Source organism: Sulfitobacter sp. GN1-4, from assembly GCF_055693825.1.
The window spans coordinates 86,393-110,548 of record NZ_JBVFUQ010000003.1 but is presented as its reverse complement, the minus strand read 5'-3'; the positions used below and the strand labels follow the sequence as shown (position 1 = coordinate 110,548).

Here is a 24,156-nt window from a genome sequence, read left to right as displayed (position 1 = left end):
GCACCCCCACACCCCGGCAGGTCCGCCGGTCGCGGTTAACGCTTCATTAACCTCGCTGCCGCTTACTTGGTCCTTTCAGATAGAGGCGGCGGATGGTGATGTTTTCAGATGTGTTACTGGTGGGCGGCGTATCGCTGGCAACGGCGTTGACGCTTTTGCTGCTGTTGCGGCTGAGCAGCGCCAAACCCGCGCCCCACCCTGCCCCGGCTGAGGAAGACGTCAGTCTGCTGTTTGAAGACGGGATATTGCACCAAGGATCGGCGGCGGCGCTAACGCTTTTTGGGTTTCGTCCAGGCCTGCACTTTTGGGACGATCTGCGCGCGGCATTGGAACCCCGCTTTCCTGACCTGCCAGATCAAGCCAATCAAAGCGCCACCGGCACGATGGCCTTTGCGACAGATGATCCGAACGATCCCGCACAGATCAAGATGCGGTGGGAAAACCGGCTGTGCTGGGTGGACCTGTCGGGCTTTGCACCCCACCAGCCTGCGACCCATCCACATTTGCCAGCCTTGCAGACCTGCGCCGATACGCTGGACCACGCGGTCTGGGAGGTTGCCCGCGACGGCACGATCACCTGGCACAACCCCGCCTATGCAGCGCTGCGCAACAGTTTTGCAGAAGAGCCCGCCAAACTGCTAAGCCTGCCTGCCGCAGAAGAGCGCAAGCGCATCGCGCTTTCTACCGATGAAACCGGCACCAGCTGGTTTGACGTGCACCGCCATCCCTTAGGCGACGGCCATCTGTTTCACGCGGCCTGCATCACACCGCTTGTCACGGCTGAGGAAACGCAGCACCGGTTTGTGCAAACGCTGGCCAAGACCTTTGCGCATCTGTCTGTGGGGCTTGCGATTTTTGGCAAGGATGGTCGATTGAACATCTTCAATCCCGCTTTGGTCGATCTGACACATCTCGATCCCAAGTTCCTGGTCAGTCAGCCCAGCATGCAGTCCTTTTTCGACCAGCTGCGCGAAACCCGGCAAATGCCCGAGCCGCGCACCTACAGTGCCTGGCGCCAAGAGATTGCCGCCATGATCTCGGCTGCGGCGGACGGCAATTATCACGAACGGTGGACGTTAGAAGACGGCCGCACCTATATCATCCAAGGACGCCCGCACCCGGATGGGGCGATTGCCTTTATGATCGAAGACATCAGTTTTGAGGTCACGCTGACCCACAGCTTTCGGACCGAAGTGGCACAGTTTGAGGCGCTGCTGGATGCCGTCGAAGACCCGCTTGCCGTCTTCTCCATCTCAGGCGTTTTGACCTTTTGCAACGCAGCCTACCGAGACTATTGGAAGCAAAACCCAGAAAGCGCCTTTGCGGATATCACGCTGCAAGATGCCATCGACGTTTGGCAAGAACGTGCCGCGGCAGAAGTAGATTGGCAGTGGATGATTTCGGGCACCGCAACCCTGGGCAAGCGTGAAAGCCAAAGCGAAAGCTGGGCGCAAACGGATGGCAGTCAGGTTACCTGCACGCTGCAACCCGTGGCGCCTGACGCAACCGCTGTTCGGTTTCGCATTACCGCGCCGCAACCTGCGAAAGCGGCCATTGCACCGGCTTGACGGTTTCTACTTGCAGCCATCCATTGGCCCCGCCACGATGGGCCATGGCCACGTCGCAAACACATTCCATTTCCCTTGCCAGCCCCGGTGAAACTGCTGATTTTGCGGTGACAATTGGCGCGGCCCTCACCCCCGGTGACACGCTGTTGCTGGAGGGGTCGGTTGGCGCGGGCAAGACGCATTTCGCGCGCTCTTTGATCCAGTCGTTGCTGCCCTTGCCCGAGGATGTCCCATCGCCCACCTTCACCTTGGTGCAAACCTACGAAGTGCCGGCGGGTGATATTTGGCACGCCGATCTTTACCGCCTGACCGCCACCTCTGAGATTGAGGAGCTGGGCCTTGTGGCCGCGTTTGAGACGGATATCTGCCTGATCGAATGGCCTGATAGGCTGGGTGATCTGGCACCGCCGCATGCCCTTTCGGTGCGCATTGAGGCCGGAGAGGGTGAAGACAGGCGCCTGATGACGCTGTCCTGGACAGACCCAAAGTGGCAGGCGAAATTGCAAGCTGTGATGTCATGAGCGACCGGGACGCGGATATCGCTGCCTTTGTGCAGGCCCACGGCTGGCAAGAAGCGCAACGCGTGACGATCGCGGGCGATGCCTCAAACCGGCGGTATGAAAGGCTGACCCACGCGGATGGGCGCCAGGTTGTGCTGATGGATGCCCCGCCCGACAAGGGTGAGGATACCGGGCCCTTCGTGCAGATTGCGGGGTGGCTGCGGGACGCGGGGCTGAGCGCGCCGCAGATCTATGCGCAGGATGCGCAAAAGGGGCTGCTGCTGCTTGAGGATTTTGGCGATGCGCTGTTCGCCAATCTTATGGCGCAGGACAGCACGCAGACCGCGCCGCTTTATCAAATTGCCACGGATGTTCTGCTGCACCTGCGACAGGCGACGCCGCCACCCTCTTTGCCCGTCTGCGATGCCGCATGGTTGGTGGATATGCTGGCCCCGCTTTTTGACTGGTACGCCCCAAATACTGCGCCCGCCCAGCGCACCGCAATTGAGGCCGCCTTCGCCCCGCTTGCAGCGCAGGTTGATGCGCAGGGCAAGGTTCTCATGCTGCGGGACTATCACGTTGAGAACCTTCTTTTGTTACCCGACCGGTCTGGCGTGGCGCAAGCGGGCCTTTTGGATTTTCAGGACGCCATGTTGGGCCATCCTGCCTATGACCTTGTCTCAATCCTCCAGGACGCGCGCCGCGATGTTGCCCCTGAGATTGAGGCGCAGTTCATCCGCTATTATCTGGACAACGCCCCGCTGGAGGCCCGGCAAGAGACGGAGCGTTTTCGCCGGGACTATGCCGTTTTGGGGCTACAAAGAAACTTGCGGATTGTTGGGATTTTTGCCCGTTTGTCGCGGCGGGATGGCAAGCCGCATTACGTTGACATGATCCCCCGCGTCTGGGGCTATGCGATGCGCAACTTGCGCCACCCTGAGCTGGCTGATCTTGAGGCGCTGATCACTGCCGCCCTGCCCCAGCCGACGCCAACCCTTTTGACTGAATTGAAGATCCCATGCCCGACATAGCCCCTGCCTGTATGATCTTTGCCGCAGGCTTTGGCACGCGGATGAAACCGCTCACACAGTCCACGCCCAAGCCGCTGATCACGGTGGCGGGCAAGCCGTTGGTCGATCACGCGCTTGAGCTGGTGTTTGACGCAGGCTGCGCGCCGGTGGTGGCCAACCTGCACTACCTCGCTGAGCAGCTGGAGCAGCATCTGGCAGACACGCCCGTACAGACGATCATCGAAACACCGCAGATTTTGGACACCGGTGGCGGGCTGCGCAATGCGCTGCCGCTTTTGGGCACGGCACCTGTTGTGACGATGAACACAGACGCCGTCTGGGCCGGGCCGAACCCCATCACCGCCCTGCGGGCAGCATGGCAACCCCAAAGCATGGACGCGTTGCTGATGTGCATTCCGCCTTCCCAAGCGGTGGGCCACAAGGGCAAGGGTGATTTCCTGTTGGGTGAAGGCGGTCAGCTGGAACGCGGGCCGGGGCATATCTATGCCGGGGTGCAGATTATCAAAACCGATCTGCTGGCCACAATCGAGGCTGAGGTGTTTTCCCTGAATGAGCTCTGGGAACGGATGCTGAAAAGCAAACGCCTGTTCGGCCTGCCGTATCCCGGTCACTGGTGTGATGTGGGCCACCCGCAGGGCATCGCCCTGGCCGAAGACATGTTGGATGCCCATGATGTTTGAGCCTTCTGACACGCCGCGGGTCTTTGGCGTAGCGCCGGGTGTTGATTTTCCCGCGGCCCTGATTGCGGGGCTGCGCGACAGGCTGGCGGACCAGCCCCCCGATGCCATGGCGCGGGTTGAGGTGATTGTGAACACCCGGCGCATGGCGCGGCGCATTCGCGCGCTTTTTGATCAAGGGCCAGCAGGCTTTCTGCCACGCATCCGGCTTTTGACCGATCTTGAGGGGCTGGCCCCCGATTTGCACCTGCCCCCCGCCACACCCGGATTGCGCCGACGGCTTGAGCTTATCCAACTGGTGTCGCGCCTGTTAGATGCGCCTGACACCCACACGCCCCGCGCCTCGCTTTATGCGCTGTCCGATAGTCTGGCCGCGCTGATTGATGAGATGCAGGGCGAAGGTGTCTCACCAGATGCGATCACCAACCTTGATGTGAGCGATCAGTCGGGCCATTGGGAAAACGCAAAGCGGTTTATTGAGATTGCAAATGCCTATCTGGCGCAGATGGACAGCCAGCCCGATACCGAGGCCCGCCAGCGGATGCTGGTCGAAGGCATCGCGGCAACCTGGGAAGGGGCACCGCCCACCCATCCGGTAATCCTTGCAGGGTCCACCGGGTCACGCGGCACCACATCGTTGCTGATGCAGGCCATCGCGCGGCTGCCGCAGGGGGCGGTTGTGTTGCCCGGTTTTGATTTCGACATGCCCGACGACGTTTGGGATGTCTTGGGCGGGAAGACCCCGGCGGAGGATCATCCGCAGTACCGTTTCTATGATCTGATCCAGCGTTTGGATCTGAAGATCGGGGATGTCTTGGAATGGACCGCATCTGGCCCTGCCTCACCCCACCGCAACAGGCTGGTATCCTTGGCCCTGCGCCCCGCGCCTGTCACCGATGCCTGGCTGATGGAAGGGCCAAAGCTGACCGACCTTGACGCAGCCACGGGCGACGTGACGCTGGTTGAGGCAGCCACACCGCGCATTGAAGCGCTCGCCATTGCGATGCGGCTGCGCAAGGCGGTGGCAGAAGGCAAAACCGCGGCGCTGATCACGCCGGACCGGATGCTGACCCGTCAGGTCACCTCTGCCCTGGATCGTTGGCATATCCTGCCCGATGACAGTGCAGGCATGCCTTTGCAGCTGTCCCCGCCGGGACGTTTTTTGCGCCATGTCGCCGGGCTTTTTGTGCGCAAGCTGGATGCTGAGGCGCTGTTGACCCTGCTCAAACACCCGCTGACCCACTCCGGCGCTGGTCGGAACGAACACCAGCTGAACACCCAACGGCTAGAGGCGCAGATCAGAAAGGATGGCCTGCCCTATCCAGATCCCGCTGGCCTGCAAAAGATCGGCGGTACGGCCGCCAACAAAATGGGCACCGCTGAGGGGTTTGGGGAGTGGGTGACATGGGTGGCCCAGACCTTTCCAAACCATGAGGTATCAGGCCAACGCCCGTTAGAAAGCTGGGTTGCCGCGCTGACCTCTCTGGCTGAGCGGATTGCCGCAGGTGCCTCTGACGATCCTGAACATGAGCTATGGAAAAAGACGGCAGGACAAAAGGCCAGGGCGGTGATGGACAGCTTGGCGGAACATGCCGTGCATGGCGGGCCGATGTCAGCGCGTGATTTTGCCGATCTGCTGGGGGCGCTTTTGTCAGCCGAAGAGATCCGCGACCGCGATGCGCCCCGCCCGGACGTGATGATTTGGGGCACGCTTGAGGCACGGGTGCAGGGTGCGGATTTGGTCATCCTGGGTGGGCTGAACGACGGCACCTGGCCCGAAGCACCGCCGCCTGATCCCTGGTTAAACCGCAAGATGCGCAGCGACGCTGGCCTGTTGTTGCCGGAACGGCGGATTGGCCTGTCAGCGCATGACTTTCAGCAAGCGATTGCCGCGCCTGAGGTGTGGCTGACCCGCTCTGTCCGGTCAGATGAGGCGGAAACCGTGGCGTCTCGCTGGGTCAGCCGGTTGACCAATTTGCTGGATGGCCTTGGCGACGCCGGTGGCAAAGACGCGCTGCAACAGATGCGGGCGCGCGGGCAGGGCTGGCTGGCGCAGGTCAAGGCGCTGGAAGAAGTGGATCGCGTCGCCCCGGCCCATCGCCCATCGCCCCGCCCTCCCGTTGCCGCGCGGCCAAGCGCCTTGTCAGTGACTGAGATCAAACGGCTGATCCGCGATCCATACGCCATCTATGCCAAACACGTCCTGCGCCTGCGCCGGATCAACGCCCTGGTGCAATCGCCCGATGCGCCGATGCGGGGGATTGTGCTGCACAAGATCATGGAGACATTTATTCGCAGTGTTCAAGCTGATCCCTCAGCCCTGAACAAAGCCAACCTGCTGCAGATTACCGAAGCGGTCCTGGCAGAGGATGCGCCCTGGCCTTCGGCGCGGCTGATGTGGCGCGCGCGGATTGCGCGGATCGCGGATTGGTTTATCGCGGCTGAGGAACGCAGGCAAAGTACCGCCTCTCCTGCGGTGTTTGAGGACGACGCGCGGGGCAAACTCCATCTGGATGACATCAACTTTACCCTGACGGCAACAGCTGACCGCATTGATCTGACCAAGATGGGGACGGCCGTGATCTTTGATTACAAAACAGGTGCACCCCCAGCGCGCGGGAACAGACCTTTTTTGACAAACAGCTCTTGCTGGAGGCTGCGATGATCGAAGAGGGCGGGTTCAAGGCTTTGGGGCCGACTGAGGTGGGCGATGCGATCTATATCGGGCTGGGGTCGACCCCCAAAGAGGTTCACGCGCCTTTGACCGAAGAACCGCCAGAAAAGGTCCTGGCAGGCCTGCGCGAATTGATTGCGCAGTATCAGTCACTGACACAGGGATTTACGGCCCGGCGACTGGTGAAAACGGATGCGTCAGCCGGGGATTATGACCAGCTTGCCCGGTTTGGTGAATGGGATGGCACGGTGCTGCCAGTGCCGGAGGATCTGACATGATCTTTGATGACGCCACGCGCGCCCAAATTACCGCCGCGCGCCCGACCGTTTCCACCTGGCTTGCGGCGAATGCAGGCTCGGGCAAAACCCGGGTGCTGACGGACCGAGTGGCGCGGTTGTTGCTGGAAGAGGTGGAGCCGCAGCGCATTTTGTGTCTGACCTACACCAAAGCCGCCGCGTCTGAGATGCAAAACCGGCTGTTCAAGCGGCTGGGCGCCTGGGCGATGCTGGAGGATGAGGCGCTGCGCCAGGAAATGGTGGAGTTGGGGATTGAAGGCACGCTGGATGCGCAGCGGTTGCGCAAGGCGCGCACGCTTTTTGCGCTGGCGATTGAAACGCCCGGCGGGCTGAAGATCCAGACCATCCATTCCTTCTGCGCAGCCCTTCTGCGGCGCTTCCCACTAGAGGCGGAGGTCAGCCCACAGTTCACTGAGATCGAAGATCGTGCGGCGGATCTGCTCCGCGCTGATATTTTGGACGGAATGTCTGAGGGGGCGGACGCGGAATGTGTCTCTAACCTGGCGGATTTTTACACTGGTGAGGATTTTCCAAAGCTCACCAAGCATATCGTCAGCCAACGCGAGGCTTTTGCTGACCCTTTGACATGGGGCGATGCGATGGACCTGTTTGGCCAACCGGCTGACCTGACGGTCGAGGGCCTTGAAGCATCTGTTTTCTTGGGGTCCGAAAGAGAATTGATTGCGGGCATCCTCCCGCATCTTGTTGCCAAGGGCGGCGTGGATGAGAAAGCGGCGCGAACGTTAAAGACTGTGACCGCTTGGGACATCACCGCTTTGCCCACCCTCGAACAGGTGTTTCTGACGGGAAGCGGTGCAGCGGAGCCCTTTACCGCGAAGATCGGCAAGTTCCCCACCAAACCGACGCAGCAGAAAATAACCGACAGCATGCCCGCGCTTGATGATCTGATGCGCCGGGTTGAGGGCGCGCGTGAGGCGCGGTTAGCTTTGGCCGCTGCGCAGAAAACCCTGGCGCTCCATGACTTTGCCCGTACCTTTTTGAACCGGTATGCGACCGCAAAACAACAACGCGGGTGGCTGGATTTTGATGATCTGATCCTCAAAGCGCGCGCGCTTTTGCGAGACAAAGCTGTGGCGGCCTGGGTTCTTTACCGGATTGACGGCGGCATTGATCATATTCTGGTGGACGAAGCGCAAGACACCTCACCGCGCCAATGGGACGTGATTGAAGCGCTGACAGATGAGTTTTACAGCGGCGAAGGGGCGCGCAGTGATGTCGACCGGACGCTGTTTGTGGTGGGCGACAAAAAACAGTCGATCTATTCCTTCCAGGGCGCAGACCCGCGCGAATTTGGCCGCAAGAGCACCTTGTTTGACGAAAAGATCACCACCGCGGGGCAACGGTTTGAACATCACAGTCTGGACTATTCGTTCCGGTCCTCTCCGGCGATTCTCCGACTGGTAGACACTGTATTTGATCCGCGACGGCGTGAGAATTTCGGCGCAGAATCGATGCATATCGCGTTCAAAGATGCCTTGCCTGGCCGGGTTGATCTGTGGCCGTTGATTGAGCAAACCAAAGACAATGATGATCAACCCTGGACCGATCCGCTGGACCGGTTGAGCGATACGCATGAAGATGTCCAGCTGGCCAACAAAATCGCCCAAGAGATCAAGGCACTGACCGATCCCACCGCCCCCAGCTATCTTCCTGAGGACAGCGGCACGTCCGGCACCTTTGTCAAACGGCCCATCCGCGCAGGCGATTTTCTGATCCTTGTCCAGCGGCGGGGCAAGCTGTTTTCCGAGATCATTCGCGCCTGCAAAGCGGCTGATCTGCCGATTGCGGGTGCGGATCGGCTGAAGGTGGGTGCAGAGCTTGCGGTGCGGGATTTGGCGGCACTTTTATCGTTTCTGGCCACGGCGGATGACAGTCTGTCCTTGGCGACCGCGCTTAGATCGCCGCTTTTTGGTTGGTCTGAGCAGGAGCTTTATACCCTTGCGCATGGCAGGACGGAAACACACCTGTGGCAGGCGCTGCGCAATGCTGGTGACCAAGCGGAAACCCTTAGCATTCTGCATGATATGCGCGATCAGGTGGATTTTCTGCGCCCTTACGACCTGATCGAACGGATCCTGACGCGCCATGACGGACGTAAACGATTGCTCGCGCGGTTGGGGCCTGAAGCGGAGGACGGCATCAACGCCATGCTGACCCAGGCGCTGGCTTATGAACGGACAGCGGTGCCAAGCCTGACGGGATTTATCGAATGGATGCAGACCGATGATCTGGAGATCAAACGCCAGATCGACAGTGCGTCAAACCAGATCAGGGTGATGACCGTGCATGGGGCCAAGGGGCTCGAGGCGCCTATCGTCATTCTGCCCGATACCGCCAAACGGGAGATCAGGATCACCGATCAGGTGATTTCAACAGCGGATCGTCCGGTGTGGAAACCCGGTTCAGCCGAGTTGCCCCATGCCCTGCGGACCACCTTGGATCAGATGAAAGAAGCGCAGCAAGCTGAACGGATGCGGCTGCTGTATGTGGCTCTAACACGGGCGGAGAAGTGGCTGATCGTAGCGGCTGCGGGTAAGCTTTCGACCGATAACACCGATTGGTATCAGATCACTGCAGAGGCGATGGACCATCTGAACGCCACGACAATCGACAAGGCTGGCACCCGGCGATTTGAGATTGGCGATTGGGATGGGTTGGAGGCTGTGGAAACGGCTAAAACTATGGACCAAACCGTCGCGTTAGAGCCGGTTTTTACTGAGATTGCCGCTGAAACGCAGGTGCCCGACACCGTGCTGTCGCCCAGTGATCTGGATGGCGCCAAGGCACTGCCTGGCGAAAGGGGTGAGGATACGGAAACCGCGATGGCCTTTGGGTCTTATGTGCATGCGCTGCTTGAGGGCCGCAGACCGGACACAGAAACACCATTGCCATCAGAGTCCATCGCCTTGGCAGAGGAAGAAGCGGCAGCCGTGCTAAATGCGCCCGGCTTTTCGCATCTCTTTGAACCTGGATCATTGATGGAGGTGCCGGTGACTGCTGAGGTCGGGGGGGTCCGTCTGCACGGCGTGATTGACCGGTTGATCCTCTCAGAGGATCGCGTTCTGATCGTGGATTACAAAACCAACCGCCATATCCCCGCCACGCCTGACGTCTGTCCCGAAGGGATCCTGGCGCAAATGGGCGCTTATGCCCTGATGCTGGCCGATATCTATCCGCATCACGTCATTGAAACGGCCATCCTTTGGACAGCCGTGCCAGAGTTGATGTATCTGCCCCACGAAACCGTGACATCTGCGTTCTGGCGCAGCCCCCGCCTTGACGCCGGTACGGCGCATTCCTAGGTTCCATTCAACGCAAGCTGTCAGGAGAGCAAAATGGCGACGGTAGCAGTCACAGACGATACCTTTGATGCTGAAGTGAAGAATTCCGACATCCCCGTTGTGGTGGATTTCTGGGCCGAATGGTGTGGCCCGTGCAAACAGATCGGTCCGTCCCTTGAGGAACTTTCCTCAGAAATGGACGGCAAAGTGAAGATTGTAAAAGTGAACGTGGACGAAAACCCGAATTCGCCAGCCCAGATGGGTGTGCGCGGCATTCCGGCGCTTTTCATGTTCAAAGACGGTCAGGTCGTGTCCAACATGGCGGGGGCGAAACCAAAAGCGGCCCTGCAAAGCTGGATCGAAGACTCCCTTTAATCCTGACCGAAATTTAGATTAAAGGCGCTCAACCCTGAGCGCCTTTTTTCATGCCGTCACACTGGCCAGCCGAAACGCCGGAACCGCGCGGCGATTTTCTCTTTTGCGTCGGGACGGCCAGCGTTGATGGATTGATCTTGCCAAAACCACCACACGTAGGCTGCAAAGGGGGGATCATCCGCCGCGACAGCGGCAAAGCAGTCGCCCAGCGCGGCCATATCTGCGCGCAGAGAGATATGATGAAAATCAATCTCACCAAACAGCAGTACGGGTTTCCCAAAGAAAAAGCCCGAAAAGGCCACGCCTGAGTTCTGTGTGACGACAAAATCGCAAGCCTGCAGGTGCTTTTCCATATTGCCGGTATCAATCGTGAGGTTGGGGTGTGCGGCAGCCATTTTGCGCAGCTGGATTTGTACATTTTGGCTGTAGGTTTCAGAAGGATGCAAAGCCGCCACCACAGGCCGGCCCTCCCCATGGGTGAGACAATGGGCGATCATCTCCAACGGTGAACAAGACTGGAAAATCCGCTGCTGATCCAGCTTTCCTTGGAGTGGCACATAGATATAGCCATCGCGCCGCGCCTCTTGTGCCGCTGACCCGAACAACCGCTTTTGCCAATACTGATAGAAACGGGGCGCATCGCCGCCCGCTTGGGTCGGATCAAAGCGGGCTTTTGCAATGTCCCAATGCCAACGCTGCGCCAAAGCCTCAATCCGCCAAAAAGGGTAGTGATAGGCCCGGCGGAACACGAGGCCTTTGTCATTGGGGGGCTGCGCAAGATGGGTAAGGCTAAGGCCGCCAGTCGGTTTGCCACGATGGGGCAATTCATCAAAAACAGGCTCTAATTGGGCGCCTTTTAGAACATCGACGACCAGATTGATAAAATTATGCTCCCCCGCAGCGGCACTTTTGCGCAAGGTATCTTCGAGATAGAAATGGACGGTCTGAGGGTGCGCCATGACCAAACGCTAGCCCTTAGGCAGGACCATCACAAGCCAGCAACCCTTGTTCCCGCCAGCGCGCAAGGCCATATAGCGAGAACGCGTAAGGAGACCCGCAATGGCGCAAGACGAATTCCCCGGTTGGCATGGCACAACGATCATTGGTGTCAAAAAAGGCGATGAAGTTGTGATCGCTGGCGACGGCCAGGTCAGCCTGGGCCAGACCGTGATCAAAGGCACCGCCCGCAAGGTGCGCAAACTGTCACCCGGCGGGTTTGACGTGGTGGCCGGATTTGCCGGATCAACCGCTGATGCCTTTACACTGCTGGAACGATTGGAAGCCAAGCTGGAAGCAACGCCCGGCCAACTTGCCCGCGCCTCAGTTGAGCTGGCCAAGGATTGGCGGACGGACAAATATCTGCAAAAGCTTGAGGCGATGCTGATTGTCACGGACGGCAGCGATCTGTTGGTGATCACCGGGGCCGGGGATGTGCTGGAGCCAGAACACAACGTCGCGGCCATCGGGTCAGGCGGGAATTTTGCGCTGGCGGCGGCGCGGGGCATGATGGATAGCGACAAATCCGCAGAACAGGTTGCGCGTGATGCGATGGCCATTGCGGCAGATATTTGCGTCTACACCAACGGTAATCTGACGGTGGAAACTATTTCCAAATGATTGAACAGGCGGATCTGAAAGCCGCCGTCGGGGCAGGCATTCTGACAGAAGCGCAAGCCGCCTCTTTGATGGGGCTTGCCCACAGCCGCAATGGGGCGCGTGAAAACCTCGCGCCGGGCGATGAGCCGTTTGAGCTGTTCCGCGGGTTCAATGAAATTTTCATTGTTGTTGGGCTGGGCATTTTGACGGCGGGTTGGTTGGCGTTGATTGGCATCTCTGCGGCGTCCTCCATCACCAATCCACAAAGTGTCGCCATCACCTATGGGCCGATCGGTGCCGTGATCCTGTGGCTTTTGTCAGAGTATTTCATTCGCAAACGCCGGATGGTGGCCCCGGCCATTGCGCTGTCGGTGCTGTTTGCAGGAAACGCGGCGATCTCCATTGTGCTTTATATGGCCGAGCCCTTTATGGTGGCGCAGAACAATTATGGCAGCCTGCCATTGCCCTTTGCCTTGGGCACCTTGGCGCTTGCCGTCTACTGGTGGCGGTTCCGGGTGCCCTTTGCGATGGCGATGATTGCTGTTGGGCTGTTCATCGTGGCGATTTTGCAAGCGGCGACCAGCGAAGGATCGCCAAACGACATCTCAGATTTGTTCCTGCTGTCGGCAGGCGGGCCCTTTGCCTGGATCACATTGGTTTTGGGCTTGTTGGTGTTTGCCGTTGCTATGGCCTTTGACATGTCTGATCCGCACCGCGTCACAAGGCGCAGCGCGAATGGTTTTTGGCTGCACGTTGTGGCCGCACCCGCATTGGTCAACACCGTCGCGCTGAGCCTGTTGGAGACCCAAACCGCCACCGCAAACCTGGTGCTTTTGGCGATCCTGGGACTGTTCGCGGCAGTCGCCATTATCATTGACCGCCGCTCCTTTCTTATCGCTGCCATTGGGTACATCGTTGTTTTGGCGATGACCGTCTTTGATGGTGAAGGCGCCGCGACAACCACACTTGCCCTGGGCATCGTACTGCTGACGCTGGGCGCCTATTGGGAACGGATCCGCGCGCGGCTGATGGCCGCTTTGCCCTTCCTTCCCGCACACAGGCTGCCCCCTTATTCGCTTAACAAGGATTGATATGACCGATCTTACCCCCCGTGAAATCGTATCGGAACTGGACCGTTTCATCATTGGCCAAAAGGACGCCAAACGCGCCGTGGCCGTGGCCCTGCGCAACCGGTGGCGGCGCAAGCAGCTGAGCGATGATTTGCGCGATGAGGTCTATCCCAAGAACATCCTGATGATCGGCCCCACCGGCGTTGGTAAAACAGAGATCAGCCGCCGTTTGGCCAAACTGGCCCGTGCACCGTTTCTCAAGGTGGAGGCCACGAAGTTCACCGAAGTCGGCTATGTCGGGCGGGATGTGGAACAAATCATCCGCGATCTGGTGGACGCCTCCATCGCGATGACCCGCGACCATATGCGCGAAGACGTGAAAGCCAAGGCGCATAAAGCCGCCGAAGAACGTGTGATTGACGCGATTGCTGGTGAAGAAGCCCGCGAAGGCACGCGTGAGATGTTTCGCAAAAAGCTCAAGGATGGGCTGCTTGACGATACGATGATTGATCTGGAGGTGACCGATACCTCGAACCCGTTCCAGATGATGGATATTCCCGGTCAGCCTGGCATGGGCGCTGGGATGATGAACCTGGGCGATCTTTTTGGCAAAGCCATGGGCGGGCGAAGCACGAAAAAGCGCATGACCGTTGCGGAAAGCTATGAGATTTTGATCGGGGAAGAAGCCGATAAGCTTTTGGATGATGAAACCGTAACGCGTAACGCGATCGAAGCGGTGGAGCAAAACGGCATCGTGTTTCTGGATGAGATCGACAAGGTTTGCGCCCGTTCAGATGCGCGCGGTGGCGATGTCAGCCGCGAAGGCGTGCAGCGCGATTTGCTGCCCCTGATCGAGGGCACCACCGTCAGCACCAAACATGGGCCGGTTAAAACCGATCATGTGCTCTTTATCGCGTCGGGGGCCTTTCACATCGCAAAACCCTCTGATCTGTTGCCTGAACTGCAAGGGCGGCTGCCCATCCGGGTGGAATTGCGCGCGCTGACCGAAGAGGATTTCGTGCGCATTCTGACAGAGACTGACAATGCGCTGACGCTGCAATATACCGCCCTCATGGGTACCGAAGAGGTCACCGTCAGCTTTACCGAAGACGGCATTGCGGCCCTGGCCAAGATTGCAGCGGATGTGAACCAAAGCGTTGAGAATATAGGCGCGCGCAGGCTTTATACCGTGATGGAGCGGGTGTTTGAGGAGTTGTCGTTCTCAGCCCCGGACCGCGCGGGTGACGAGATTGAAGTGAACGCAGCCTTCGTAGATAAGAACCTGGGCGAACTGACAAAATCTGCCGACCTCAGCCGCTACGTTCTGTAACAGGGGCACGATCCCAAAACTCTGATGGTGTCTGAGGGGCGTCTGTGGTTTGCATGGATTTGCAGCCACGAAAGCCGCTTTGCCATGTCGTACTTCGCCTTCATTCGAACAAACTGGCTGTTTCTGCTGGCAGGATTTCTGCTGACCTTCACATCGTCTTATGGCCAGACCTATTTCATCTCGCTTTTCGCGGGTGAGATTAAGGCCGACTTTGATCTCACCGATGGGCAGTGGGGCGGGATTTATACCATAGGCACCACTGTCTCGGCTGTTGCGATGCTTTGGGCCGGGGTTTTGACAGATCAGTTTCGTGTGCGCGCGCTTGCTGTTGTGATCATGGTGGGGCTTGCGGTGGCGTGTGTGGCGATGGCCGCCAACAGCTCTTGGATCTTGTTGATCGTGATCATTTTTGCGCTGCGTTTTACTGGGCAGGGGATGATGTCGCAGTTGGGCTCTGTTGCGATGGTCCGTTGGTTTGAGCGTACACGCGGCAAAGCGCTGTCGCTGGCATCCATGGGGTTCGCGGCGGGGCAGGCAATTTTGCCGGTCGTTTTTGTGGCTCTTTTCGCTGTCGCGCATTGGCGCAGTCTTTGGGTGCTGGCCGCAGTACTGATCCTGATGACAATTCCCCTTCTCTGGCAGCTTTTGCGCCAGGAACGCACGCCGCAAGCCATGGCGGAAGAAGCACAAATCGCCGGGATGCAAGGCAGGCATTGGACCCGGGCCGAAATGCTACGCTCTGGCCTGTTTTTCCTGATGATCCCCATGGTTCTTGGCCCGTCTGCCTGGGGCACGGCGCTGTTTTTCCAACAGGTCCATCTGACGGAAGTGAAGGGTTGGGATTTGATCGCTTACGTGGCACTGATGCCGCTTTATACGGTGGCCACAATTGTTGCGACCTTTGGATCTGGATGGGCCATCGACCGCTTTGGGGTCAGCCGGATTGTACCGGTGCAAATGCTGCCCTTTGCCCTTTCGTTTGTGGTTTTGGCCTATGCCGATACGATCTTTGCTGCTGGGATTGGCCTGATGATCTTTGGCGTGGGCCAAGGCCTGCAAGCAACAGGATCGGCAACATTTTGGGCGGAGTATTATGGCACCCGGCACATTGGTGCGATCAAATCAGTGGCGGCAGCACTGATGGTGTTCGGATCAGCCATCGGTCCCGGGGTCAGCGGCGCGCTGATTGATTGGGGCGTGAATTTTCCGCAGCAGATGTTGCCCTATGCGGCCTTTTACGTCGCGGCAGCTGGCATGGCGAGCTATGGCATCTGGCGGTATCGCCCGACCCTGCGCCGTTAGCGTTGCTTGCGCAGATAGACGTAATAGGCGCCGCCACCGCCATGGCTAACGTGGGCTTGTGTGATCTGCAACACAACTGAAGAGAGCGGCGGCATCGCCAACCACTGTGGCACCTGATGGCGCAACACCCCGTGGCGCACGGGGATCGGCCCGCCTTCGTCACGTTGCTTGCCCTTACCGGTAATGACCAACACCAGCCGCTTGCCACTGCGATGCGCGGACATAATGAAACGGCTAAGCGCAGGGTGCGCACGGTCAAGGGTCATGCCATGCAGGTCGATCCGCCCCTCAGGTTTCAGTTTGCCGCGCTTCATTTTGCCAAACGCCTTGCGGTCCATCTGGACGGGGGCGGCGCCAAGCTGATCCGGCAAAGAGGGCACCAGATCATGCGTCGCACGTCGGGGTTTTGGTTTGGGGTCGCCTATCACGATGGAACGCGCTTTTTTCAGCGCGCTGACCGATGGGGCAGGGGCGTCAATTTCCGGGGTGAAGAGACTGTTGAGATCCAGTTTCTCAGTTCGTTCGGTGACTTTGCGCCAAAGCTCAAGATCATCGGGGTTGAGCCTGCCGCCTTTTGACCCTTTGCTCATAACGCGCTTTCCGGCAACAGGGCATAGGCCCGCTGGATCGGCATCAACACAACCATGCGTCCGGGATCGCGCAGTTTGCCTGCCGCTTTGCCAGCGTCATCGCCTGTTCCGAAAAAGACATCCGCCCGCTGCGCACCTTTGATCGCCGATCCGGTGTCTTGGGCGATCATCAAACGGCGCAGAGGGTTTGCGCCGTCTTTTTCAACCCAAACAGGCGCGCCCAGTTTCACAAAAGACGGATCGACAGCGATGCTGCGCATTTCGGTGACGGATCTGTTCATCGCACCCAGCGGGCCTTTGTCGGCAGGCACCTGGCTTACCTCACGGAAAAACACATATGAGGGGCTGTGATACAGCAGTTCGCGCCCTGCTTCGGGGTTGCGGCGGACCCAGTTTTTGATCACCTCCGCGCTCACCTGATGCGCTTCATAGACGCCGCGCCGGACCAGCTCCACCCCGATGGAGCGATAGGGATGACCGTTGGAGCCGCGATAGCCCACGCGAATACGTTCACCATTGGGCAGCTTGATCCGACCAGAACCCTGGATCTGTAGAAAAAACAGCTCAACCGGGTCATCCACCCAAGCAATTTCCAAGCCGCGGCCGGACATAACGCCGGAATTCAGGATTTCACGCCGGGTGAGCCATGGGTTTGATTGCAAGGCTTCGGGCGGCATTTTGTAGACCGGATAGCGGAAACGCGCAGAGCGGTAGAGATCGCCCTCAAGCTCAGGTTCGAAATAGCCGGTGAAAAGCGCGTCTTTGCCATCGTCGATCACCACGGGGCGAAAGAAAAGTTCAAAGAACTGGCGCGCGTCCGGTTCTGCCTTGGCGAATTGGCACAGCGCCGTCCAATCTGGGTCTTTCATGTCGCGGCATGTGTTCAGGAATACATCCAGCGCTGCGGCATGATCATCGGCAGCCCAGCCATCGAGCTGGTCAAAATCCAAAACCTCATAGGACACATCGGCCCCGTCAGCGGGTGTCATTGCCAGACCTCCCACCAGGACCGATGCTGCAATGGCATGGCTTAGCCGTCTGTAGAAACCAACAGCCAATTCGGATCATCCGAGCCCATGATGCGGGCAAAGACCCAAGTATCTTTCTGACGTTTCACTTCTGTCGGGCTGCCTTCAACGATATCGCCTGCTTCGTCGCGGACGGTTGATGTCAGCTCACCCACAAAGCGGATGGTCATCTCAGCCTCATTGGTGTCGGGATCAAGCGTGGCGTTCACCAACTCTGTCTCTCGGACACCGATGAAATCGGCCTCAATGGTCAGACCTTGGTCTTCTCTTGCGGCCACACCATCTACGAAGCTTTCGTAAATCTCTTCTGAAAGAAATGGTTGGATGTCGGCCAGATCACCACGTTCATACCCCATGACGATCATCTCATAGGCACCGCGCGCGCCGCCCAGAAAATCACTGACGCCGAAAGACGGCTCAATGCGTTTCATATCAGCAAGCGCTTTGCCCTCGGGGCTGTCTGCGGGCACGTGATCGGTGATGTCGAGGTCAGGACCCCCTTCAATCACTTCAAAAGCCGGTCCAGAGCTGCGACGCTGGCTGGGTTGTTCGGTGACGGGCGGCTTCTCAAACCCTTCCCGCGTGCCCAGAACATTTTTCAGGCGCAGGATCAAAAAGACGGCGATACCAGCCAACACAAGAAGCTGTATCATGGGTGAGTTCATCGGATCCTCGTGGGGTCAAAAGATGGAAAGACGTAGCTTGAAGCCTTATGTAGGTCTTGAACTGGTGTGAGTCCACTGCACGCCCCCTAAAAGGATTGCTGAACCATGTGGCTTTTGATCGCATTTATTGCGGTTCCGTTGATTGAGATCGCGCTTTTCATCCAGGTCGGAGACGCAATCGGGCTGTGGCCGACGCTGGCGGTTGTTCTGATCACCGCCTTTTTGGGCACTTGGTTGGTAAGAACACAGGGGCGTATGGCGCTGGGTCGGCTGCAGTCTTCCTTTTCTGAGCTTCAAGACCCGACAGAGCCTTTGGCCCATGGTGCAATGATCCTGTTTGCCGGCGCATTGTTGCTGACGCCGGGGTTTTTCACCGATGCGGTGGGCTTTTCCCTGCTGATCCCCAGCATTCGAAGCGCTGCTTTTCATGCCATCAAGTCGCGGGTGAAGGTGCAGACCTTTGGCACACCCGGCGGCGGCCATCCCCCGCGTGGTGGTCAGCGGCAGACTCACCCCAATGGCGATGTCATCGAAGGCGAATTTGTCGAAATTGATGAAAGAGCGCCCAGTGATCCCGGAAGCTCGGGTTGGACTAAGCATTGAGAGCGTTTGCCCCATCTGCTAAGCCCGCGTGAATCTTATTTTACGGAGACCTCAATGGCCGAAGAAGCAGCACAACCCCCACAGCCGCAAATGCGCGTGCTGGGACAATTTATTCGTGACATGTCCTTTGAAAATATCATGGCTCAGCAGGGCGTTGGCGGCGACATCCAGCCTGACGTTCAGGTTCAGGTAAATCTGGACGCGAAAAAGCGCGCCGCAGAAAACCAGTATGAAAGTGCGATCAAGCTGAACGTGACGTCCAAGGATAAGGCCGGGGACAAGACGCTTTTCGTGATGGAAATCGACTATGTCGGTATTTTCCAGATTGAGAACATCCCAGATGATCAAATTCATCCGTTCCTGCTGATCGAATGCCCGCGGATGATCTTTCCCTTCCTGCGCCGCGTGGTCAGCGATGTGACACGTGACGGTGGTTTCCCGCCGCTGAACCTGGAAAACATTGATTTCGTTCAGCTTTACCGCACGGAACTGGCCCGCCGTCAGGCTGAGGCCGCGCCAAAAGCGGACGCATAACGCGCAACAGTACGGACCCGTATCAGGCCCTATGCCATTTGCGAGACGTTAGAGTTTCAACCACAATGCGCCGTCGCCCAGTTTGCTGACAAAATCAGCATGGGCGGCGGCTTCTTTTCTGAGACGCGGGCGGGCAGGGGTGCCTGGCGTGGCTTCGCAACCCAGGCTGTCTCAGCGCCGCCAGATGAGGTTTGCGCATTTTGGGACAAAGCAAAATCCGGCTGACGGCCACCGATAAGCTCCAGGTACACTTCGGCCAGAATTTCACTGTCGAGCAAAGCGCCGTGCAGTGTACGGGATGAGTTATCAATGCCAAACCGACGGCAAAGCGCATCCAGTGACGCGGGTGAGCCGGGGAATTTTTGCCGGGCGATGGCCAAGGTATCAATCGCCTGATCCCAAGGGATCTGGGGCAGGTTCATCCATTTCAGCTCAGCGTTGAGGAATTTGACGTCAAAGGCGGCGTTGTGGATGACCAGTTTGGCATCGCCAATGAAATCCAGAAACGCTTGGCCGATTTGCGCAAACTTTGGCTTGTCGGCCAGAAAATCGTCGCCCAGCCCGTGCACTTCGAACGCTTCCTGGGGCATCGCGCGCTCAGGATTAATGTATTGGTGATAGGTGCGGCCCGTTGCGACGTGACCCATCAGCTCCACGGCTCCGATCTCAACAATGCGGTCGCCTGTTTCAGGATCAAACCCTGTGGTTTCGGTGTCGAGCACGACCTCACGCATTCGCCAATTTCCCCCGTATGTCAGCAACAACAGAGTGCACCTGTTGGCGCGCAGCTTCAATCGTGTCTGTCTGGATCACGTAATCAGATTGCGCCGCTTTTTCAGCCGCAGGCATCTGTTTGGCTTTGATGGCCTCAAACTGTTCTTCGCTCATGGTGCCGCGCGCCAAAACGCGGGCGCGCTGGGTGGCATCATCGGTGATCACGCAGACCACGGCATTCATCCGCGCGTTCCCGCCTGTTTCAAACAACAGCGGAATATCCAGAACAACGATGTCAGCATCCGCGCTGGCGATGAAATCGGATCGGTCTGCGCCGACAAGCGGATGCACGATTGCCTCAATCTGTTTGAGCGCAGTGGGGTCACGACCGATGATCTCTTTCAAACGTTCCCGCGACACGGCGCCTTCAACGATGGCTTCTGGGAAAGCGTCGCCCATCGGGGCAACAGCCGCGCCACCCTGCGCATAAAGCCGGTGCACAGCGGCGTCCGCATCCCAAAGCGCGCAGCCTTCTTGGACGAACATCGCCGCCGTGGTGGATTTACCCATGCCAATCGACCCGGTGAGCCCCAGAAGAAACATCAGCGCAGAGCTGCCGCGCGGGTGGCGCGATCCACTTCTGGGCGTTGGCCAAACCACCGCTCAAACGCTGGCACCGCCTGATGCAACAACATGCCAAGGCCGTCGACCGTCACACATCCGACCGCCTCTGCCTCAGCCAGAAGGGCGGTTTTCAGCGGTGCATAGACCAGATCGGTCACCACGCTTTCTTTGCGCAGACCGTCCAATGGCACGCGCAGCTCGGTTTTGCCAATCATACCAAGCGACGTGGTGTTGACCACCAGTGCGGCACTGTCGAACATGTTTCCTGCCTGAACCCAATCAAAGATCCGCAACCGGCTGCCGAAATCCGACTTTAGCTTTTCAGCGCGCACGCGGGTGCGGTTGGAAATCATGATCTCGGGCACGCCCGCATCAAGCAAGGATGCGACAACCGCGCGGGCGGCACCCCCTGCGCCCAGAACGGCGGCGGGGCCCTGTTTCGCGTTCCAGTTTGGCGCGCCAGTTTTGAGGTTTTCGATAAACCCATAGCCATCCGTGTTATCGGCGTGGATTTTCCCGTCTTTCCTGAAGATCAGCGTATTCGCAGCCCCGATCAAAATGGCGCGGTCGGTCACCAGATCGGCAATCTCGAGGATCGCCTCTTTGTGCGGGATTGTGACGTTGACCCCGACAAATCCCATCTTGGGTAGCATGCGCACAACGGCTTCGAGGTTCTGGGGGGCCACATCCATCGGGATGTAGTGGCCTTCAATGCCGTAGGTGTTCAGCCAATGGCGATGCAGTTGCGGTGACTTGGAATGAGCGATGGGCGAACCAATGACTCCGGCCAGCGGTATTTTTGGCAGCGTCATGAGGAAAGATCTCCACGTAAGGTCAAATAATTAAACAGCTCAAGAAGTGGCATACCCAGCACGTGAAAGTAATCCCCCTGGATGTTGGAGAACAGCCGCACACCTTCTTCTTCAAGCTTATAACACCCAACCGCATGTTGGATGCTGTCCCAGTTGCGCGCCACATAGTCAGATATGTAGGCGGCGGTCAAAGGACGCATACGCAAGCGGACAACGCCAACGTGACGCCAAAGGGGTTCACCATTTTCGTATAGCACCGCCGCTGACAGCAAAGCATGGCGATCATTTTGCATCGCCAAAAGCTGCGCCTCGGCATCGGTGGGATCGGTGGGTTTGTGAAGCAGTTTGCCCTGAAAATCCAAGACCTGATCACAGCCCAGAACCAAGGCACCGGGGTTCTTCTCACTCACTTTGCGGGCCTTCATCTCAGCCAGAGCATCGGCAATGTCACGGGGAGTTGCCTGTTCTGCTAAGAGGGCTTGGGTTATGCTTTCCTCATCCACGCGGGGCTTTTGAACGTCGAACGCAACATTGGCTTGCCGCAGAAGCTGCGCCCGGATTTCAGAACCAGAGGCCAGAATAAAGGGGACAGACATGGGGATAACCTTGTGCGTTTGATGATCACAGTTTCGGGAGGAGTTCGTGAAACATCACACCGACAAGTGCAAGGCCCCTGGTGGTGTGGACATATCGGGTAGTTGTCCGAAATTGCCCCCGAGGGGAAAAGAAGAAGTCGGGTGCGTGTAGGAATCGGATGAGATGGGAATTGCCATTGATTTACACACAGCTTCACATGGTGAAACTCATCGTAAATATATGATGCAGAACAATATTTTTTTGAATTTTTAGTATTTATCCTCAGACGGCGGATAACTTTTATCCCTTGTGGAGAACTGGCCGGACAACTCAATAATCCACAGAACCCGGCCTCCCTACATACATCATCATTCTTTCTTCTTTTCTTAATTATTATAAGAAGGGCTTAGAAAACGGAGCATGACATGTCAGACCTTCTTGCCCTCGCCTATCCATGGGTGAAATCCCTGCACATCGTCTCAGTGATCTCTTGGATGGCGGCGTTGTTCTATCTGCCTAGATTGTTTGTTCACCACGCAGAACGGGCAGGGCTGGAAGGTGAGATGCATGACACCTTTGCGATGATGGAGTTCAAACTGGCTAGGGTGATCATGCGCCCCGGGATGCACGCCACCTGGGTGTTCGGACTTTTGTTGGTGTTTACCCCTGGCATCGTCGATTGGTCTGAGATCTGGCCATGGACAAAAGCGGTGTCCGTCATTGCGATGACAGTGTTCCACACGTTCCTGATGATCCGCATGAAAGCGTTTCAGCGGGGTGAAAACACGCTGACGGGCAAACAGTACCGGATCATGAATGAAGTCCCCACCGTACTGATGTTTGTCATCGTCTTCTCAGTTGTGGTGCGCTTCTGAAGATTGACAGCTTTGCTGCGGGTTTCTATACGCGAGGCACCGCCACGTCCGTGGTGCGTATCAGCACGCTAAATTTTTATACCATCCGCCCAGCCACGGCTTGGGCTGTTTAGGGTTATCTCATGACAGTTGAAAAGCTTAACCTTGCCGATCTAAAGGCGCAGACCCCAAAGAACCTCTTGGCGATGGCCGAAGAGCTGGAGATCGAAAACGCCTCCACCATGCGCAAGGGTGAGATGATGTTCCAGATCCTGCGTGAACGCGCGGATGAGGGATGGCAAATCTCGGGCGATGGTGTGTTGGAAGTGCTGCAAGACGGCTTTGGCTTTTTGCGCTCTCCTGAGGCGAATTACCTGCCGGGCCCGGATGACATCTATGTCTCGCCTGAAATGATCCGCCAATGGTCTTTGCGGACGGGTGACACGATTGAGGGGCTGATCAAAGCGCCTGACGATAGTGAACGCTATTTTGCGATGACCGAAGTGACCAAGATCAACTTCGAAGAACCTGAGAAGGCGCGCCACAAGGTAGCTTTTGAAAACCTCACACCGCTTTATCCCGAAGAACGGCTGACGATGGAAGTGGATGATCCCACCATCAAGGATAAGTCTGCGCGCGTGATTGATTTGGTCTCTCCCATCGGGAAAGGCCAGCGTTCCTTGATCACCGCCCCGCCGCGGACAGGTAAAACGGTGATTTTGCAAAACATCGCCAGCTCCATCGAAAAGAACCATCCTGAGTGTTATCTGATCGTGCTGCTGATCGACGAACGCCCAGAAGAGGTGACGGACATGCAGCGCTCCGTGAAGGGTGAGGTTATCTCCTCCACCTTTGATGAGCCTGCAACGCGTCACGTCGCGGTGTCCGAAATGGTCATCGAAAAGGCCAAGCGTCTGGTGGAACATAAGCGCGACGTGGTGATCTTGCTCGATTCCATCACGCGCCTGGGTCGGGCGTTCAACACCGTTGTGCCTTCCTCTGGTAAGGTTCTGACCGGTGGTGTGGACGCCAACGCCCTGCAGCGCCCCAAACGTTTCTTTGGTGCCGCGCGGAACATCGAAGAGGGCGGATCGCTGACCATCATCGCCACGGCGTTGATTGATACCGGCAGCCGGATGGACGAAGTGATCTTTGAAGAATTCAAAGGCACGGGTAACTCTGAAATCGTGCTGGACCGCAAGATTGCGGACAAACGTGTGTTCCCAGCCATCGACATCCTCAAGTCCGGTACGCGGAAAGAGGACCTGTTGGTCGACAAGATCGATCTGCAAAAGACCTTTGTCTTGCGCCGTATCTTGAACCCGATGGGGACAACGGACGCGATCGAGTTCTTGCTTGGGAAGCTGAAGCAGACCAAGACAAACTCAGACTTCTTTGATTCCATGAACACCTGATCAGTCCTTTGTCCCGCCGC

At 57.9% G+C, this 24,156-nt stretch carries 21 protein-coding genes and 2 pseudogenes; 15 read left to right on the top strand and 8 right to left on the bottom strand.

The genetic code is table 11. The features are described from left to right. The first annotated feature begins 92 nt into the window (after positions 1 to 92). The 7 genes and pseudogenes from ACZ1HM_RS01175 (at position 93) to trxA (ending at position 10,423) form a co-directional block, all read left to right on the top strand. Entirely contained in the window at positions 93 to 1,568 is a 1,476-nt protein-coding gene (locus ACZ1HM_RS01175; protein ID WP_472740710.1) for a PAS-domain containing protein, read from the top strand. A gap of 44 nt (positions 1,569 to 1,612) precedes the next feature. After that, positions 1,613 to 2,089 carry a tRNA (adenosine(37)-N6)-threonylcarbamoyltransferase complex ATPase subunit type 1 TsaE gene (gene tsaE / locus ACZ1HM_RS01170; protein ID WP_472740708.1) on the top strand — a complete coding sequence of 159 codons (477 nt, stop codon included), beginning with the start codon at positions 1,613 to 1,615 and terminating at the stop codon, positions 2,087 to 2,089. Next, complete coding sequence (locus ACZ1HM_RS01165; protein ID WP_472740706.1) at positions 2,086 to 3,099, top strand: aminoglycoside phosphotransferase family protein; 1,014 nt, start codon at positions 2,086 to 2,088, stop codon at positions 3,097 to 3,099. Before tsaE ends, ACZ1HM_RS01165 begins: the two co-directional genes overlap by 4 nt. Then, entirely contained in the window at positions 3,087 to 3,779 is a 693-nt protein-coding gene (locus ACZ1HM_RS01160) for a nucleotidyltransferase family protein (RefSeq protein ID WP_472740704.1), read from the top strand. The genes ACZ1HM_RS01165 and ACZ1HM_RS01160 overlap by 13 nt, the downstream gene beginning before the upstream one ends. Further along, positions 3,772 to 6,728 (top strand): annotated as a pseudogene (addB, locus tag ACZ1HM_RS01155) (double-strand break repair protein AddB). Before ACZ1HM_RS01160 ends, addB begins: the two are co-directional and overlap by 8 nt. Next, positions 6,725 to 10,069: a double-strand break repair helicase AddA gene (gene addA, locus ACZ1HM_RS01150; protein WP_472740703.1), complete on the top strand. Its 3,345-nt coding sequence runs from the start codon at positions 6,725 to 6,727 to the stop codon at positions 10,067 to 10,069. Before addB ends, addA begins: the two are co-directional and overlap by 4 nt. A 33-nt stretch (positions 10,070 to 10,102) precedes the next feature. Beyond that, positions 10,103 to 10,423: a thioredoxin gene (trxA, locus tag ACZ1HM_RS01145; protein WP_472740702.1), complete on the top strand. Its 321-nt coding sequence runs from the start codon at positions 10,103 to 10,105 to the stop codon at positions 10,421 to 10,423. A 56-nt stretch (positions 10,424 to 10,479) separates the two neighbouring features. On the opposite strand, the gene ACZ1HM_RS01140 is transcribed toward trxA, so the two are convergent. Beyond that, positions 10,480 to 11,382 (bottom strand): hypothetical protein, encoded by a 903-nt coding sequence (locus ACZ1HM_RS01140; RefSeq protein ID WP_472740700.1) that lies wholly within the window; start codon positions 11,380 to 11,382, stop codon positions 10,480 to 10,482. Positions 11,383 to 11,482: 100 nt separating this feature from the next. Between ACZ1HM_RS01140 and hslV the strand changes: the two genes are divergently transcribed. The 4 genes from hslV to ACZ1HM_RS01120 all read left to right on the top strand — a co-directional run bounded on the left by hslV (position 11,483) and on the right by ACZ1HM_RS01120 (position 15,721). Then, on the top strand, positions 11,483 to 12,040 hold the full coding sequence (gene hslV, locus ACZ1HM_RS01135; protein WP_472740699.1) for an ATP-dependent protease subunit HslV: 558 nt from the start codon (positions 11,483 to 11,485) through the stop codon (positions 12,038 to 12,040). Further along, on the top strand, positions 12,037 to 13,110 hold the full coding sequence (locus tag ACZ1HM_RS01130; protein WP_472740697.1) for a hypothetical protein: 1,074 nt from the start codon (positions 12,037 to 12,039) through the stop codon (positions 13,108 to 13,110). Before hslV ends, ACZ1HM_RS01130 begins: the two co-directional genes overlap by 4 nt. 1 nt (position 13,111) lies before the next feature. Further along, entirely contained in the window at positions 13,112 to 14,419 is a 1,308-nt protein-coding gene (gene hslU, locus ACZ1HM_RS01125) for an ATP-dependent protease ATPase subunit HslU (protein ID WP_472740695.1), read from the top strand. Between the two features lie 84 nt (positions 14,420 to 14,503). Continuing rightward, the gene (locus tag ACZ1HM_RS01120; RefSeq protein ID WP_472740693.1) at positions 14,504 to 15,721 is read left to right on the top strand and encodes an MFS transporter; all 1,218 of its coding nucleotides are present in this window, start codon (positions 14,504 to 14,506) and stop codon (positions 15,719 to 15,721) included. On the opposite strand, the gene ACZ1HM_RS01115 is transcribed toward ACZ1HM_RS01120, so the two are convergent. Genes ACZ1HM_RS01115 through ACZ1HM_RS01105 form a run of 3 tightly spaced genes read right to left on the bottom strand, consistent with a single transcriptional unit; the run spans position 15,718 to position 18,004 of the window. Next, positions 15,718 to 16,311 carry a Smr/MutS family protein gene (locus ACZ1HM_RS01115; protein ID WP_472740691.1) on the bottom strand — a complete coding sequence of 198 codons (594 nt, stop codon included), beginning with the start codon at positions 16,309 to 16,311 and terminating at the stop codon, positions 15,718 to 15,720. The two genes, ACZ1HM_RS01120 and ACZ1HM_RS01115, sit on opposite strands and share 4 nt — an antisense overlap. Then, on the bottom strand, positions 16,308 to 17,300 hold the full coding sequence (mltA, locus tag ACZ1HM_RS01110; RefSeq protein WP_472740689.1) for a murein transglycosylase A: 993 nt from the start codon (positions 17,298 to 17,300) through the stop codon (positions 16,308 to 16,310). Before mltA ends, ACZ1HM_RS01115 begins: the two co-directional genes overlap by 4 nt. Positions 17,301 to 17,341: 41 nt before the next feature. Further along, complete coding sequence (locus ACZ1HM_RS01105) at positions 17,342 to 18,004, bottom strand: Tim44/TimA family putative adaptor protein (protein WP_472740687.1); 663 nt, start codon at positions 18,002 to 18,004, stop codon at positions 17,342 to 17,344. A 105-nt stretch (positions 18,005 to 18,109) separates the two neighbouring features. On the opposite strand from ACZ1HM_RS01105, the gene ACZ1HM_RS01100 reads away from it, so the two are divergent. Beyond that, positions 18,110 to 18,607, top strand: coding sequence for an FxsA family protein (locus ACZ1HM_RS01100; protein WP_472740686.1), 498 nt, complete (start codon positions 18,110 to 18,112; stop codon positions 18,605 to 18,607). 54 nt (positions 18,608 to 18,661) lie between these two features. After that, positions 18,662 to 19,141 (top strand): protein-export chaperone SecB, encoded by a 480-nt coding sequence (secB, locus tag ACZ1HM_RS01095; RefSeq protein WP_472740684.1) that lies wholly within the window; start codon positions 18,662 to 18,664, stop codon positions 19,139 to 19,141. Positions 19,142 to 19,189: 48 nt separating this feature from the next. Here the strand turns inward: secB and dnaQ are convergent. The 4 genes and pseudogenes from dnaQ to ACZ1HM_RS01075 all read right to left on the bottom strand — a co-directional run bounded on the left by dnaQ (position 19,190) and on the right by ACZ1HM_RS01075 (position 21,887). Then, positions 19,190 to 19,875, bottom strand: a pseudogene (gene dnaQ / locus ACZ1HM_RS01090) (DNA polymerase III subunit epsilon). Then, positions 19,868 to 20,461 (bottom strand): dephospho-CoA kinase, encoded by a 594-nt coding sequence (coaE, locus tag ACZ1HM_RS01085; protein WP_472744538.1) that lies wholly within the window; start codon positions 20,459 to 20,461, stop codon positions 19,868 to 19,870. Before coaE ends, dnaQ begins: the two are co-directional and overlap by 8 nt. After that, the gene (locus ACZ1HM_RS01080; protein WP_472740682.1) at positions 20,458 to 21,291 is read right to left on the bottom strand and encodes a shikimate dehydrogenase; all 834 of its coding nucleotides are present in this window, start codon (positions 21,289 to 21,291) and stop codon (positions 20,458 to 20,460) included. Before ACZ1HM_RS01080 ends, coaE begins: the two co-directional genes overlap by 4 nt. Then, positions 21,288 to 21,887: a Maf family protein gene (locus tag ACZ1HM_RS01075; protein WP_472740680.1), complete on the bottom strand. Its 600-nt coding sequence runs from the start codon at positions 21,885 to 21,887 to the stop codon at positions 21,288 to 21,290. Before ACZ1HM_RS01075 ends, ACZ1HM_RS01080 begins: the two co-directional genes overlap by 4 nt. Before the next feature lie 405 nt (positions 21,888 to 22,292). Here ACZ1HM_RS01075 and ACZ1HM_RS01070 point away from each other — a divergent pair, with 405 nt between their 5' ends. Further along, positions 22,293 to 22,742 (top strand): CopD family protein, encoded by a 450-nt coding sequence (locus ACZ1HM_RS01070; RefSeq protein ID WP_472740678.1) that lies wholly within the window; start codon positions 22,293 to 22,295, stop codon positions 22,740 to 22,742. A gap of 122 nt (positions 22,743 to 22,864) precedes the next feature. After that, complete coding sequence (gene rho / locus ACZ1HM_RS01065; protein ID WP_472740677.1) at positions 22,865 to 24,136, top strand: transcription termination factor Rho; 1,272 nt, start codon at positions 22,865 to 22,867, stop codon at positions 24,134 to 24,136. Positions 24,137 to 24,156: the final 20 nt, after the last annotated feature.